The sequence below is a fragment of the Anaerostipes stercorihominis genome (assembly GCF_057535655.1).
Map to the genome: position 1 here is coordinate 38,854 of NZ_BAAJCL010000007.1, position 15,805 is coordinate 54,658.

The window sequence follows — 15,805 nt, forward strand, 5'->3', positions numbered from 1 at the left end:
CACTCCTATTTTTTGACAAAGTATTCCCATGAAATTTCATATAATTGCATTATGTTTTTTATCATGATGTTTGTGGAACAATGGTTGGTATTGACTTTTTTAATTTTATTATTTTCAAAGATACTGAAAAGAGAAAGTTCCGTCAAAAGAATGTTTCTGGCAGCCGCAATCGGAAGTAGTCTGGGATGCATGGGAATTCAGTGGTTTTGGCGATGGCATCTGCTTCGTTTCCTTTTTTTGATTGTTTCTGTTTGGGTAACGGTGCGAGTTGCTTTTTTGGTCAAAAAGAAAAAATGTTTGTATTTTACGGGGTATATACTGGCGGGAGCCGGAATGCTCGGGGGAATTTGGACGGCATGCTCCGGCTTTATTCCACTGCCGTGGATGGTTGTTTTTGTCATCAGCGCAGGAGCCTGCTGGATTTTTTTTCGGATTTTTTGGGAGAACTTCCGGCAGCAGAAAGATTTTTTGTATGAGGTAGCTTTTGAGTGGAACCAGAAGACGATCAAAGTGTGTGCTTTTTTGGACACCGGAAATTTTTTATATGAACCCATTGGTCATATGCCGGTGTCAGTTTTGGAAGAAGAAGCCTTTTTAAGATATTTTGATGAACCGTTAACGGAATTGATAAAACATGGAGATGTGGGGAATATCCGGATGATTCCATATCGCAGTGTAGGGTGTGAAGAAGGCATGATGCCGGGAATTCTCGTGAAAAATATTCAGATTACAAATGGAAATCAAAAAGCAGAGGCAAAAAAAGGGATGGTCGGAATTTCAAAGGAAGCTTTGTCTTCCGGCGGAAATTATGAGCTTTTGCTTCACCCGGATCTGATCAAATGTGGGAGGTTATAAAGTGTTAAAATTAAATTTAAAGAACGGGCGGAAAACATTTTTTGCAAAAGGAAATGAAATTCATTATATCGGAGGAACCGAGATTCTGCCGGCACCGCTGGAAGCTTCGGAGGAGCAGAGAATGATTCGTATGCTTGGCACCGGGGAGGAAGCGGGAGCAAGATCAATGCTGATTGAGCGCAATCTGCGTCTGGTGGTCTACATAGCAAAAAAATTTGATAATACGGGGATTGGTGTAGAGGATTTAATTTCCATTGGAACCATTGGACTGATTAAGGCAATTAATACATTCAACCCGGCAAAGAAGATTAAACTGGCAACCTATGCTTCCAGGTGCATTGAAAATGAGATTTTAATGTATCTGCGCCGAAATAACAAGACAAGAATGGAAGTTTCGATTGATGAGCCGCTGAATGTGGATTGGGACGGAAATGAATTACTGCTGTCAGATATTCTCGGAACAGATGAAGATATTATCTATCGGGATTTGGAACATGAGGTAGACCGAAAGCTGTTAATGAAAGCGATGAAGATTCTGACCGAGCGGGAAAAAAAGATTATAGAACTGCGCTTTGGAATTAATCAGAAAGACGGAGAGGAAAAAACCCAGAAGGAAGTGGCAGATCTTCTGGGGATTTCCCAATCTTATATTTCAAGACTGGAAAAAAAGATCATCCGTCGGTTAAAAAAGGAGATGACCAGAATGGGGTGTGTATAACAGGGAGAAAAGTGCAGAATCATGTGGAAAACTTAAGAAATAATTCACTTTTTCTGAAAATGTTCTATGCTATAATAAAAATATAAGATAGGATGAAGGTCATACGCTGCGGATTTCGCTGCGGGATCTGTTACCTCTGGTATTAAGCTGTGAACATGGGGAGAACGTGAAAGGATTTTGAGATATGAAACGAAGTGAAAAGGTGGGAATGATCCTGGGGCTGGTGGTAGGTCTTTTGATGCTGCTGATCAGTGTCTTAGTATCGCTTTTGCCGGCATGTATTGTATAGGGAGCGCAAAAGAGCACAGTGAGGGAAGAGCGTGCCGGCAGCTGGCGTTCTAAGGATGGGAACCTGAGAAAAGATTTGCAGGTGGATATTTCCCAGTGAAATCTATTAAAACATAATTGAGTTTTTCGAGTACTAATATAGAGAGAGGCGGCATCTGCCGTCTTTTTCTTTTGGTGGATATTGGGGAATTTTTGACAATTTCCGGTCAAATAAAAACGTTTTGTGGGGATGTGCAGGGTGCGGAGCCGAATCGCTGCTAAAATTAGAAAAAAATACAAGACACCCCTTTTTTTTCTGTTCCATTTGTAGTAGCATAAAAAGGTCAGAGGACGTTAACAAAATACTCTGGAAAAACCAAGGAAGGAATGGGGTTCAGTCATTCTTTAGATGGAGGAAAGATGTTAGAATTAAAGAACATTTCATTTGCAGTGACAGATGAAAAGGAGAAAGAAAAGGTTATTATCAAGAATATCAGTTTGACACTGGAAGATCATAAATTTGTTGCCATTACCGGACCCAACGGGGGAGGGAAGTCAACTCTTGCCAAGATCATTGCGGGAATCGAGCGTCCGACGTCCGGGCAGATTATCTGGAATGGCAGGGATATCACAGATTTAAATATTACCGAACGTGCCAGGCTTGGCATTAGTTTTGCTTTTCAGCAGCCGGTGCGGTTTAAAGGAATTACGGTATACGATCTCATTCGGCTTGCAGTCGGGCATGAAATTACCAGGGGAGAGGCATGTGAATATCTTTCTGAGGTCGGTCTGTGCGCCAGAGATTATGTGAACCGTGAGGTGGACGGAAGTCTGTCCGGAGGGGAATTGAAGAGAATTGAGATTGCAACTATTTTGGCTCGTGGAACAAAGTTGTCTGTTTTTGATGAGCCGGAAGCAGGAATTGATCTCTGGAGTTTCCAGAATCTCATTCAGGTATTTGAGCGGATGAGGAAAGATATTCAGGGTTCTATTTTGATTATTTCTCATCAGGAAAGAATTTTAAGAATTGCAGATGAGATTATTGTCATTGCAGACGGAGAAATTATGGAGCATGAAGATGCGCAGAGTTTTCTTCCGAGACTGTTAAGCAGCGCTGATCAAACCGGATGCGGATGCTGGAAGAATGGAGGATGTTAAGATGGAAATAAAGATGGATCCGATTCAGAAACAGTTGTTGGAGGCAGTTTCAGGACTGCATGAGATTCCAGTGGGTGCATTTAATATCAGAGCCAATGGGCAGGGAATTGCGAGACACAACTCCGAACATATTGAGATTATTCCCAAGGATGACGGAACCGGAATTGATATTAGGATTCAGCCCGGAACAAAAAATGAAAGTGTCCATATTCCTGTGGTGTTAAGTCAGGCAGGGCTTACCGAGGTTGTGTATAATGATTTCTATATTGGGAAAGATGCAGATGTAACCATCATCGCCGGCTGTGGAATTCATAACAGCGGAACAGCGGACAGCAAGCATGATGGAATTCACAGATTTTTCTTAGAGGAGAATGCAAAAGTCCGCTATGTGGAAAAACACTATGGATCCGGCGATGGCAACGGAAAACGGGTGATGAATCCGGAAACGGTTGTGGAGATCGGGAAAAATGGATATATGGAAATGGATACTGCACAGATTAAAGGGGTTGATTCAACCCGGCGTTTGACCACGGCAAAATTGGAAGAAGGTGCGACGCTGACTGTAATGGAACGTTTAATGACCCATGGCGAGCAGGATGCAGTCAGTGAGTTTGAAGTTTGCTTAAACGGAGCGGATTCAGGAGTTCATATTGTATCCAGATCGGTTGCCAGAGATCATTCTTCTCAGACCTTTATTTCAAAGGTACACGGCAATGCCAAATGCAGCGGACATACGGAATGTGATGCAATTATTGTGGGAGACGCAAAGATTTCCGCAATTCCTGAAATCAGTGCGAATAATTCCGACGCATCCCTCATTCATGAGGCGGCAATCGGGAAAATTGCAGGAGAACAGCTGAGGAAGCTGATGACTTTGGGTCTGACTGAAGAAGAGGCACAAGAGCAGATTATCAATGGCTTCTTAAAATAAAATCGAAAAGGCGTTGTAGAGTTTTACGGCGTCTTTTTTCAACGAAAAAGGAGACGGCTATGAATAAAAATTATACAGTGATTCAGGAAAAAAAATTAGAAGAGTTGGATGGAACAGGTTATTTGCTCCGCCATAATCAAACCGGGGCACGGATTGTTGTAATATCTAATCAAGATGATAATAAAGTGTTTCAGATCGGATTTAAAACACCGCCGAAGGATGATACTGGAGTTCCGCACATTCTGGAGCATTCTGTATTGTGCGGCTCAAGAGAATTTCCGCTGAAGGATCCGTTTGTGGAGCTGGTAAAGGGATCTCTGAATACATTTTTGAACGCAATGACCTATCCGGACAAAACCGTATATCCGGTGGCAAGTCAAAATGACAAGGACTTTTTTAATCTGGTGCATGTTTATTTGGATGCTGTATTTTACCCAAATATCTATCAGAAACCGGAAATTTTAAAGCAGGAAGGGTGGCACTATGATTTGGAATCGGAAGATGCGCCTTTGACTTACAACGGAGTGGTATTTAATGAGATGAAAGGTGTATTTTCATCTCCGGATCAGCAGCTGGCAAGATTGATCCAAAAATCACTGCTTTCGGATACTCCGTATGGTTTTGAATCAGGGGGAGACCCACAGGCAATTCCTGATTTAACCTATGAAATGTTCCTGGATTTCCATAAGACCTATTATCACCCGTCCAACAGCTATATTTACTTTTACGGTGATATGGATATGGAAAAATACTTGGAATTTCTTCATGAACATTACTTAAAAGATTTTGAGAAAAAGACAGTGGATGCTTCCTGGAAAATGCAAAAAGCGTTCAGCCAGGTAAAACGAGTGGAAGAGGTTTATCCAATTGGGGAAAATGATTCCGAAGACAATAAAACGTATTTATCTTATAATGCGGTCATTGGAACCAGCCTTGATCCAAAATTATATTTGGGATTTCAAATTTTAAATCGTGCGTTGTTCACAGCGCCGGGAGCTCCGGTGAAAAAGGCGTTAATGGATGCAGAAATCGGAAAAGATATCCAGAGTTCTTACGATAATGGAATTGAACAACCGATCTTCTCTGTCATTGCTCAGGAAGCTCGGGACGAGAAGGAGGAAGCGTTTGTTCAGATTCTTGAGCAGAAGCTTTGCGAGATCGCAGAACAGGGAATTCCAAAACGCAGTCTGGAAGCAGCATTTAATTTTTATGAGTTTAAGTACCGGGAAGCAAATTTCGGACGCTTTCCGAAAGGATTAATGTATGGTCTTCAAATGTATGACAGTTGGCTCTACGATGATGAGAAGCCGTTTCTGCATATTACAACCAATGAGACCTTCGCTCTGCTTCGCAAAGAGATGGAGACAGGATATTTTGAAGAGTTAATAAAAAAATATCTGTTGAACCATTCTCACAAGTCCATTGTAGTTATGAAGCCAAAAAAAGGATTGCAAAAAATCAAAGATCAGGAGGAAGCAAAGAAGCTAAAGGAATATAAAGATTCACTTTCCAAAGCGGAAGTATGCCGTTTGGCAGAAGAAACGGTTCGGTTAAAAGAATTGCAGGAAGAGCCTTCCTCCAAAGAAGAGTTAGAAAAAATCCCGGTGCTTGATCTTTCAGATATTCGGAGGGATGTAAAGCCGCTGGCAAATGAAGAACAGGAGCTTTGCGGCGTCAAGGTACTGTGGCATCCGTATTTTACAAATCAAATCTGTTATTTAAAGCTGGCATTTGATATGAGCTGTGTGCCAATGAATTTGGTTCCGTATGCCTCTTTGCTGACGGAAATTTTAACCAGTGTGGATACAGAGCAGCATACGTATTTGGAGCTGGGGAACGAGATCAGTATTGAAACCGGAGGAATTGCAGCCACGATGGATGTGGTGCCTCAGGATGCTCATGATTTTCTGCCGATGTTTTTGCTGAAGATGAAGTGTTTTTATCCGAATATCAAGAGAGCCTTTGAATTATTGGAAGAGGTTGCCTTTGAAAGTCGGTTAGAAGACAAAAAACGTTTGAAGGAAATTATCGGTCAGATTTATAGCAATTTAAAGATCAGCTTGACGGAAACGGGACATAAAACAGCTTCTGCCCGTGCGATGTCATATTTTTCAGAATATGCGGCTTATCGAGAAGCGATTCAGGGAATCACCATGTTTGAAACTGTAAAATACTGGTACGATCATTTTGAGACAGAATGGGAAAAAATTGCTGAGGGGCTGAAGCGGACGGCAAAAGAAATTTTCCAGAAACAGTATTTGACTGTGAGCTATACCGGAAAAGAAAAAGAACCGCAATTTATGGAAGCGCAGCTTCAGCATTTTGTTGATCGGCTGTATCCGGAGCAGAAACAAACGGAAAAAGTACAAATCCAATGTGAGAGGAAGAATGAAGGATTTGCCACAGCAGGCGGTGTGCAGTATGCAGCCTGTGCAGGAAATTTTATGGATCAGGGGCTTGAATATACCGGAGCGCTGAAAGTACTTCAGATGATATTTTCGTATGAATATCTGTGGATTCAGTTAAGAGTGAAGGGCGGAGCCTACGGCTGTATGTGCAGCTTCGGGACGCAGGGGGACTCCATGTTTGTAACTTACCGTGACCCGAATCTTGCGGAAACATATGAAGTCTATGACAAAGCAGCGGATTATGTGGCGTCCTTTGAGGCAGACTCCCGGGATATGAAGAAATATATCATCGGAACCATTGGAAATATGGATCTTCCAATGGAAGCAGAGGATATGGGAAGCAGAAGTTTCCACGCATATTTTATGAGAAAAACGGAAGAAGATCTTCAAAAAGACCGGGACCAGGTTCTGCAATGCACGGCAGAAGATATTCGGAAACTGGAGCCTTATGTAAAAGCAGTTGTAAATGCCGGAAACCGCTGCTGTGTCGGAAATGAGGAGAAAATAAGACAAAATAAAGAATATTTTGATCAAATGAAATATGTACTGTAAGAGAAAGGAAAGAATATGACAAATGTATGCAAATCAGGGTTTGTAACGCTGATCGGACGTCCCAATGTCGGAAAATCAACTTTGATGAACCGGCTGATTGGTCAGAAAATCGCAATTACTTCCAGCAAACCGCAGACTACGAGAAACCGGATTCAAACAGTATTTACGGATGATCGGGGACAGATTATTTTTCTCGATACACCGGGAATTAACCGCGCGAAAAATAAACTTGGAGATTATATGCTTCAAGTGGCGGAAAGAACCCTAAATGAGGTGGATGTGGTTCTCTGGCTGGTTGAGCCAAGCACGTTTATCGGGGGAGGAGAGCGCTATATTATTGAACAGCTTTCCAAAATTAAAACGCCGATTCTGCTGATTATAAATAAGATTGATACGGTGTCGGAAAAAGAAATTTTTGAGGCAATTGATACTTATAAAGATGTCTGCGAATTTGCCGAGATTATTCCGGTATCTGCATTAAAGGGAAAAAATACGGAGGATGTCATTGACAGCATTTTTCAGTATCTGGATGAGGGGCCGATGTATTTTGACGAAGATACAATTACAGATCAGCCGGAAAGACAGATTTGCGCAGAATTAATCAGAGAAAAAGCTCTTCGGCTGTTAAGCCAGGAAATACCACACGGGATTGCAGTTGTCATTGATTCTATGAAAGTAAGGCGGCATGGACATATCGTAGATATTGATGCAACCATTGTCTGCGAGCGGGATTCTCACAAGGGAATTATCATTGGAAAACAAGGGGCGATGCTCAAAAAGATTGGAACCAAGGCGCGAATTGAAATGGAAAATCTTTTGGATATGAAGGTGAATTTGCAGCTGTGGGTGAAGGTGAAAAAGGATTGGAGAGACAGCGATCTTTTGTTGAAAAACTATGGATATGATAAGAAAGAAGTGTAAAAATGGGGCAGGAAATTAAGGTAACAGGTCTGGTGCTTCAGACGGGGAATCTGGGAGAATATGATCGTCGGATTGTATTGCTGACAAAAGAGCGGGGAAGAATCTCCGCCTTTGCCCGGGGAGCAAAAAAAGCGACCAGCCCGTATGCTGCCGCCTGTCAGCCGTTTACCTTCGGGCAATTTGGTCTTTATGAGGGAAAATCTTCCTTTAATCTGATGTGGGCGAATGTGGAAAACTATTTTGAATCGCTGAAACAGGATTTAGATCTGATTTATTATGCCAGCTATTTTTGTGAGGTCGCATCCTATTTAACGAGAGAAAACAGTGATGAGATCGAGATTATGAAGCTGTTATATCAGAGTCTTCGGGCATTGGAAAGGAGAACAATTGCCAAAGAACTGATTCGTCATATTTTTGAAATAAAAATTCTGGCGTTATATGGACTGGGAATGGAAGTTTTTCAGTGTGTAAAATGCGGCAGGAAAGAACCGCTGAAGGGGTTTGACGCCGTAGAAGGCGGTGTGCTGTGCGAGGACTGTGCTGCAGGAAGCAAAAAAGTCAGCCCCGCGGCACTTTATACTTTGCAGTTTATATTGTGCAGTACCATTGAGAAGCTTTACACTTTTCGGGTAACCGATCAGGTTTTCTGGGAATTAAAAAAAATTGCGGGACAGTACATGAAGATTCACCTGAATCATGAATTTAAATCATTGATCTTTTTATAAAAATGTTCCGGAGGATATGCACGAGGTATCTCGGAAAACTTTGGTCGGCAGCACATATCAGAACGGAAACCGATTATTAAGATAAAAAACGTTAAAGTTTTGCGTATATAGGAGCAAGCAAAAACTTTAACGTTTTTTCATAGTACGAATTAAAATTTCTGTATCTGTATTATTTGCACAGAATGCGGAGTACTTTTACAAACTTTTCTTTGTCGTCGGTCGAGAATTTCTCGAGAAGACGAAGAATTTCCTTGTTTAATACATTATCTTTTTCGCCGTTTTCATCGGATTCCGGGCGAAGCAAATAGTCAATAGATACATTCAGAAGTTTTGCATAGTAAGACAGAACGCGAAGGTTCATCTTAACACGATCATTTTCGATGTTGCTGATGAACGCTACGGTAACATCGAGAGCATCTGCAATCTGCTCTTGGGTGTAGCCTGCCTGTTTACGTAGTGTCTTCATTCGTTTACCAACATTGGTATAATCAATTTGATACATGGTGTAAATTCCCTTTCTTCATATCTCCTATATAATAACATAAACTATTATAATATAAAGAAAACAAAAAAGTAATATTTATTTAATATATTTAGTATACTGAAACGAGAGACAAGGTTATTGCGGTGGAAGGCTGCAAATAAATCTTGAAAAAATATCGGTTACAAGATACAATGATAGAATATAACAAATTTAAACGAGGTATGGGTCATTATGGAATTAACAATGGAAAAAATCGTCAATTTGGCAAAGGTACGCGGATTTGTATACAGTGGTTCCGAGATTTACGGAGGTCTTGCCAATACATGGGATTATGGAAACTTGGGCGTCGAGCTAAAAAACAATGTAAAAAAAGCATGGTGGAAAAAGTTTATTCAGGAGAGTCCGTACAACGTGGGAGTGGACTGTGCGATTCTGATGAATCCTCAAACATGGGTGGCATCCGGACACTTGGGAAGTTTTTCCGATCCTTTGATGGATTGTAAAGACTGTCATGAACGTTTTCGGGCGGACAAACTGATTGAAGATTATATGCAGGAACATGGAATGGAACTGGAAGGTTCTGTGGATGCATGGTCTAAGGAGGAGATGGAAAGTTTTATCAAAGAACATGAGGTTTCCTGTCCTTCCTGCGGGAAAAAGAATTTTACAGAGATTCGTGAATTTAATCTGATGTTTAAAACGTTTCAGGGAGTGACAGAAGATGCCAAGAGTACGGTTTATCTGCGTCCGGAGACGGCACAGGGGATTTTTGTAAATTTTAAAAATGTACAGAGAACTTCCAGAAAAAAAATTCCGTTCGGAATCGGTCAGGTTGGAAAATCATTCCGTAATGAAATCACGCCGGGAAACTTTACCTTCCGGACCCGTGAGTTTGAACAGATGGAACTGGAATTCTTCTGTGAGCCGGATACAGACTTGGAATGGTTTGAGTACTGGAAAAATTACTGCATTGATTGGCTGAAAACGCTGGGAATCAAAGACGATGAAATGAGAGTCAGAGATCATGAGAAAGAAGAGCTGTCTCATTATTCAAAGGCGACTTCGGATATTGAATTCTTATTCCCGTTTGGCTGGGGTGAGCTGTGGGGAATTGCAGACCGCACAGATTATGATTTGACTCAGCATCAGAATACTTCCGGAGAAGATCTGACATATTTTGACGATGTAAAAAAAGAGCGTTATATTCCATATGTTATCGAGCCGTCTTTGGGAGCGGATCGTGTAACTTTGGCATTTTTGTGTGCTGCCTATGACGAAGAAGAGCTGGAAGGCGGAGATACAAGAACGGTTCTCCATTTCCACCCGGCTCTGGCGCCGGTGAAGATCGGAATTCTTCCGTTGTCTAAGAAATTAAGCGACGGCGCCATGAAGGTTTATGAAGAATTATCCAAGCAGTATTACTGTGAGTTTGACGAGAGAGGAAATATTGGAAAACGTTACCGCCGTCAGGATGAGATCGGCACACCATATTGTGTTACCTTTGACTTTGATTCTTTGGAAGATAATGCAGTGACGGTCCGTGATCGGGATACTATGGAGCAGGAGCGTGTAAAAATTGAAGATTTGAAGGCATATTTTGAGGAAAAATTTGCATACTAACAAGATGAAACGCCGATTGCTTGTTTCGTTGATTCCCGTAGTATTTGCCAGGGGATGAAGTACGCTTGGATTTTGTCTCATGATTCGTGTAATATGAAAAGAATCCGGGGAATCATCTCCGGATTTTGGTTCTAATATGGGAAAGTTCATTTTTGGTTAAATGGAGGAAGAAGATGGGGAAAAAATATGATTATTCGTACACGCAGGACCGGGAATTATCATGGCTGAAATTCAATGAGCGGGTGCTCGGGGAAGCGGGGAAAAAAAGTGTTCCGATTTTTGAAAGATTAAGGTTTCTTGAAATCTTTACGAATAATCTGGATGAATTTTTCATGGTTCGTGTGGGAAGCATTCACGAGATGAGTGTCATTCATGACGATCATCGGGATATTCGTTCAAATTTAACGCCGGAGGAACAGCTGGAGAAGATTACAGAAGCTGTGTGTCCTCTCTATGAACTCAGAGATCGGATTTTTCGGGATGTGTCCAAAGAGCTGGAACAACAGGGAGTAAAGAGAGTTTCTGTGAAGAAACTTCCCAAAGAAGATAAAAAATATTTAAAAAATTATTTTCAGGCAATGATTCGTCCCGTTTTGTCTCCGATTGTGGTTGGAAAACAGCATCCTTTTCCTCATATTCCGAATAAAATTCTGCAAATCGGTTTGATGCTTCGCAAAAAAGAGAAAAAGTCCTTTGGGATACTGCCGGTTCCGAAAGATTTGGAACGTATGATTTTCCTGTCGGGAGAGAAAATGAGGTATGTACTTTTAGAAGATCTGCTGCTGGAATACTGCGATGAAATGTTTGAAAATTATTCGGTGGAAGAAAAATGTATCTTATGTGTGACGAGAAGTGCGGATATTAATCCCGATGATGAAATTTATGAATCTACAGATGACTATCGGACGCACATGAAAAAGATTATAAAGATGCGGGGAAGGCTGTCTCCGATTCGTCTGGAATTGCAGGGAACACAAAACCGGCAGATAAGAGAGTATTTATCTGAACGTCTGGATCTGTCCGGGCAGGAGATTTTCAGCAGCGAAGCTCCGCTAGATTTAAAATATGTCTATCCGCTGATTGAGCGGATGCCCGGAGAGCAGAAAAAGATCGGATGCTACCGCGTTTTTACACCGGCATTAAATCGGGATTTTATACCCGGGGTCAGTGTCACAAAGCAAATTCTTCAGGGAGACAAACTGCTGTCCTTTCCTTTTGATACGATGGACACCTTTCTCGAACTGCTCAGGGAGAGCGCCCGAGACAGAGAAACAATATCCATTAAAATCACTATTTATCGTCTGGCAAAGCAGGCAAAGATTGTGAAATATCTCTGCGAAGCCGCAGAGAATGGAAAAGAAGTTCTGGTACTGATGGAGCTGAGGGCAAGATTTGATGAGGAAAATAATATTAATTACTCGGAGATTCTTGAGGAAGCAGGGTGTAAGATCATGTACGGAATGGAGGATTATAAGGTTCATTCCAAGGTGTGCTTAATTACCAAGAAGAACAGTAAAGGAATTTACTATATTACACAAATCGGCACAGGCAATTATAATGAGAGTACGTCTAAGATTTATACCGATTTAAGTATGATCACGGCATCCAAAGAAATTGGGCGGGATGCGGCAAAGTTTTTTCACAATATGTCCATTTTCAATCTGGATGGGAGCTATGAACATCTTTGGGTTGCCCCGACCAGTTTGCAAAACAATATTCTTCACCGCATTGAGCGAGAGAAGATGAAAGCAGAGAGTTTTCAGCCTTCCGGAATTTTTATGAAAATGAATTCTTTAACAGACCGTAAGGTGATTGATGCACTGTGCGAAGCCTCCTGCGCGGGAGTTCCGATTTTTCTGCTGATTCGTGGAATATGCTGCCTCAAACCGGGAGTGGCAGGGAAAACGGAAAATATCCGTGTGGAAAGTATCGTTGGGAGATTTTTGGAGCATTCACGGATTTATTGTTTCGGTGTCGGAGATGAGATGGAGATTTATATTTCTTCCGCGGATATGATGACGCGCAATACGAGACGAAGGGTGGAGGTTGCATGTCCGGTGCGTGACCCGGCATTGAAAAACAGAATGAAAGCTATGATCGGTATTTTGAAGAAGGATAATGTACAGGGGGTTTGGTTAAAATCCAACGGAGAATATATCTCAAAGAAACGAAACGGCGCAGAGAAAATCAACTCTCAAATCTATCTGTTAAATGAGTCCAGAAAAAATCAGAAAAAGTCCATACCGCGGAAAAAGAATTTATTTACTTATGTGAAATCTTTATTTACAGATGGGAAGAAAAGCAGAAAGAAGAAATAGAAGATGAAAAAGGAGAAGAAGATGAGCAAAATCAGATTTAATAAAAAGTTCTTAATGGCGGCAGGCGCCTGTCTGACCATTGCAGGGGTAGTGGGAGGTTTTGTCATAAAACACCGCGTCAATACCAAGGCATCCGATGAGAGTTTTGAAATTCATGGAATGAATGTGAGTATCAAAGAGTGCGAGGGGAAGTCACAGGAAATTATGGAAGAGGATATCGATGAGACCATTTCCGAGGAAGTGATGGCTCTGGAAGAAAAGGGTCAAACCTATGAATTTGGCGACAGCATTGAGACAGATCATGTTTCCTTTGTGCCGATGGTGAAAGAAATTGATGATGAAGTAGCATACAATGCCTTCGGGGGCATCACGTCAAGGAGCGGAAAAAACTATGTGATTATTGTAAAATCAGAAAAAGAGTTGACCAGAGAGAAACTGAGTGAGGTGGCAGATGCCGTGAAAGATCAGGTGAATTAGAACAGGAGACGCACGTATGATTTTAATAAAACAGGCAAGAGTGATGGATCCGGAAACGGGATTTGATCAGATAACGGATCTGGTACTCAAAGAAGATAAGATTGTAAAAATTGGTGAAACCGAGGATGATGGAACCTTTGACGCGGTATTGGACGCCGAAGGACTGGTTGCGGCTCCGGGTCTGATTGATGTTCATGTTCATTTTCGGGATCCGGGGTTTACTTACAAAGAAGATTTAAACAGCGGAGCAGCTGCAGCCGCAGCCGGAGGATTCACGACGGTAGTCTGTATGGCGAATACGAAACCGGTGGTAGATTCTGTGGAAATCTATCAGGAAATTGCCAGAAGATGTGAGACACTTCCCATCAGGGTCTGGCAGGCAGCCGCTGTGTCCAGGGGATTTTTGGGGCAGGAGCTGACAGATATGGATGCCCTCTATAAAGCGGGGGTGCGTGGATTTACCGATGACGGTCTTCCGCTGATGGATCAGGCGCTGGTGAAAAAAGCCATGGAAAAGGTTCGTCAACTGGGGGTTCCCATCAGTCTTCATGAAGAAGATCCCGCTTACATCAAACAGCCCGGAGTCAACCAGGGAAAGGTGGCGAAGCAGTTAAACTACGGGGGAGCTTCTTACATGGCAGAAGCCGTGATGGTAAAAAGGGATTGTCGGCTGGCTCTGGAGACAGGAGCATGTGTGGATATTCAGCATATCAGCTCAGCTCAGGCGGTAGAATATGTGAAAGAAGCGAAGGAACAGGGAGCAAAGGTGACAGCGGAGGCTTCACCGCATCATTTTACTTTGACAGAGGAGGCAGTGCTGAAATACGGAACATTGGCGAGGATGAATCCGCCGCTGCGTACAGAGCAGGATCGCCAGAGAATTATCAAAGGACTTCAGGAGGGAACCATTGAGATCATTGCAACGGACCATGCGCCTCATTCCAAAGAAGAAAAAGAAAGAAGTCTTTCAGACGCTCCAAGTGGAATTACCGGACTTGAGACTGCTCTTGGTCTTGGAATTACAGAGCTGGTGGAGAAACAGTACCTGACGTTGATGGAGCTTCTGGAGAAAATGACCATAAATCCGGCAAGGCTTTACGGTATGGAGCAGGGAAGGCTTCAGAAAGGTAAACCGGCGGATCTAGTACTATTTGATCCGGCAAAAGAATGGATTGTAAAAGAATATAAGTCCAAGGCATCCAATTCGCCGTTTACCGGGTGGAAATTAAAAGGAAAAATAAAGTATACCATCTGCAATGGAGAGATTGTATACAGATCATAAAAATTTCATAGGTTCTTTGTGCATCAGGAGGAAGGAGTCCCCGGGAATCGATCAGTGCTTGTCGGTTCTCAGGGACTCTTTTTTTACAAAACTCATCAAAAAGACTTTACATTTAACACAAACTTTACAGAAAGCTTCTTTTGAATTTTACATAACGTCGGTAAGATTAGATTTGTAAGTGATACGCATAAAAAGGAGAGAACATTATGAGAAAGAAAATTTTAACTTTAGCAGTTGCAGCAGTTGCGGCCTCCAGCCTTATGACAGGATGTGGAAATGGAAACAGCAAGGAAGCAAATGATAAAATTACAGCAGTTTCAAGGGAAGACGGTTCCGGAACAAGAGGAGCGTTTATCGAATTGTTCGGAATTGAAGAAAAGGATGCAGACGGTAATAAAGTAGATAAGACAACGTCCTCTGTACAGATTACCAATTCAACTTCTGTTATGATGACAACGGTGGCAGAGAACAAGGCGGCAATTGGTTACATATCTTTAGGTTCTTTAAATGATACAGTGAAGGCAGTAAAAATTGACGGAGCCGAGCCGAGTGTTGAGACTGTAAAGGATGGATCTTACAAGATCGTACGTCCATTTAACATTGTAACAAAGGATAAATTAAGCGAGCAGGCGCAGGATTTTGAAAACTTTATTATGAGCGCCGAAGGACAGAAAATTGTAGAAGATAACGGATATATCAAGGTTGATGAAAAAGCGGCGGCATTTAAATCCAACGGCGCCAAAGGAAAAGTTGTAGTGGGCGGATCTTCTTCTGTAACGCCGGTTATGGAAAAATTAAAAGAAGCTTATACAAAGCTGAACAAAGATGTGACAATTGAAGTTCAGCAGAGCGATTCTACCACAGGTGTTACAAATGCCATCGAAGGTACCTGCGATATTGGTATGGCTTCCCGTGAGCTGGCAGACAGCGAGACAAAGAAAGGTGTGAAAGCCACAGTTATCGCACAGGACGGTATTGCGGTGATTGTAAATAAAGACAGTGATGTGGATGAACTGACAAGTGATCAGGTAAAAGCAATCTATACAGGAGAAACCACAAAATGGTCTGATGTAAAATAACAGATCGCAG

Annotated in this window: 13 protein-coding genes; 12 read left to right on the top strand and 1 reads right to left on the bottom strand. The window is 42.0% G+C overall.

Annotated elements, in window-relative coordinates; genetic code table 11:
• Positions 1 to 63: 63 nt before the first annotated feature.
• The 7 genes from AC27EF_RS08160 (at position 64) to recO (ending at position 8,535) form a co-directional block, all read left to right on the top strand.
• A complete protein-coding gene (locus tag AC27EF_RS08160) occupies positions 64 to 855 on the top strand; it encodes a sigma-E processing peptidase SpoIIGA (RefSeq protein ID WP_487110185.1) in 792 nt (263 codons plus the stop codon).
• 1 nt (position 856) lies between these two features.
• Entirely contained in the window at positions 857 to 1,573 is a 717-nt protein-coding gene (gene sigE / locus AC27EF_RS08165) for an RNA polymerase sporulation sigma factor SigE (protein WP_487110187.1), read from the top strand.
• A gap of 687 nt (positions 1,574 to 2,260) precedes the next feature.
• A complete protein-coding gene (locus AC27EF_RS08170; protein ID WP_487110189.1) occupies positions 2,261 to 2,998 on the top strand; it encodes an ABC transporter ATP-binding protein in 738 nt (245 codons plus the stop codon).
• 13 nt (positions 2,999 to 3,011) lie between these two features.
• Entirely contained in the window at positions 3,012 to 3,929 is a 918-nt protein-coding gene (locus tag AC27EF_RS08175) for a SufB/SufD family protein (protein WP_487110306.1), read from the top strand.
• 59 nt (positions 3,930 to 3,988) lie between these two features.
• The gene (locus AC27EF_RS08180) at positions 3,989 to 6,889 is read left to right on the top strand and encodes an insulinase family protein (RefSeq protein WP_487110191.1); all 2,901 of its coding nucleotides are present in this window, start codon (positions 3,989 to 3,991) and stop codon (positions 6,887 to 6,889) included.
• A 15-nt stretch (positions 6,890 to 6,904) separates the two neighbouring features.
• Positions 6,905 to 7,810, top strand: coding sequence for a GTPase Era (gene era / locus AC27EF_RS08185; protein WP_487110193.1), 906 nt, complete (start codon positions 6,905 to 6,907; stop codon positions 7,808 to 7,810).
• Positions 7,811 to 7,812: 2 nt separating this feature from the next.
• Positions 7,813 to 8,535: a DNA repair protein RecO gene (recO, locus tag AC27EF_RS08190; RefSeq protein WP_487110195.1), complete on the top strand. Its 723-nt coding sequence runs from the start codon at positions 7,813 to 7,815 to the stop codon at positions 8,533 to 8,535.
• A 169-nt stretch (positions 8,536 to 8,704) separates the two neighbouring features.
• On the opposite strand, the gene AC27EF_RS08195 is transcribed toward recO, so the two are convergent.
• Entirely contained in the window at positions 8,705 to 9,001 is a 297-nt protein-coding gene (locus AC27EF_RS08195; protein WP_487110197.1) for a helix-turn-helix domain-containing protein, read from the bottom strand.
• 249 nt (positions 9,002 to 9,250) lie between these two features.
• Between AC27EF_RS08195 and AC27EF_RS08200 the strand changes: the two genes are divergently transcribed.
• From AC27EF_RS08200 to AC27EF_RS08220, 5 genes are all read left to right on the top strand, one after another.
• Positions 9,251 to 10,639, top strand: a complete 1,389-nt coding sequence (locus tag AC27EF_RS08200; RefSeq protein ID WP_487110199.1) for a glycine--tRNA ligase — start codon at positions 9,251 to 9,253, stop codon at positions 10,637 to 10,639.
• Positions 10,640 to 10,812: 173 nt separating this feature from the next.
• Positions 10,813 to 12,957, top strand: coding sequence for a polyphosphate kinase 1 (gene ppk1 / locus AC27EF_RS08205; RefSeq protein ID WP_487110201.1), 2,145 nt, complete (start codon positions 10,813 to 10,815; stop codon positions 12,955 to 12,957).
• Positions 12,958 to 12,978: 21 nt separating this feature from the next.
• Positions 12,979 to 13,434: a hypothetical protein gene (locus AC27EF_RS08210; protein WP_487110203.1), complete on the top strand. Its 456-nt coding sequence runs from the start codon at positions 12,979 to 12,981 to the stop codon at positions 13,432 to 13,434.
• A gap of 16 nt (positions 13,435 to 13,450) precedes the next feature.
• Complete coding sequence (locus tag AC27EF_RS08215; RefSeq protein ID WP_487110205.1) at positions 13,451 to 14,716, top strand: dihydroorotase; 1,266 nt, start codon at positions 13,451 to 13,453, stop codon at positions 14,714 to 14,716.
• 206 nt (positions 14,717 to 14,922) lie between these two features.
• On the top strand, positions 14,923 to 15,795 hold the full coding sequence (locus tag AC27EF_RS08220) for a substrate-binding domain-containing protein (protein WP_487110207.1): 873 nt from the start codon (positions 14,923 to 14,925) through the stop codon (positions 15,793 to 15,795).
• Positions 15,796 to 15,805 lie beyond the last annotated feature (10 nt).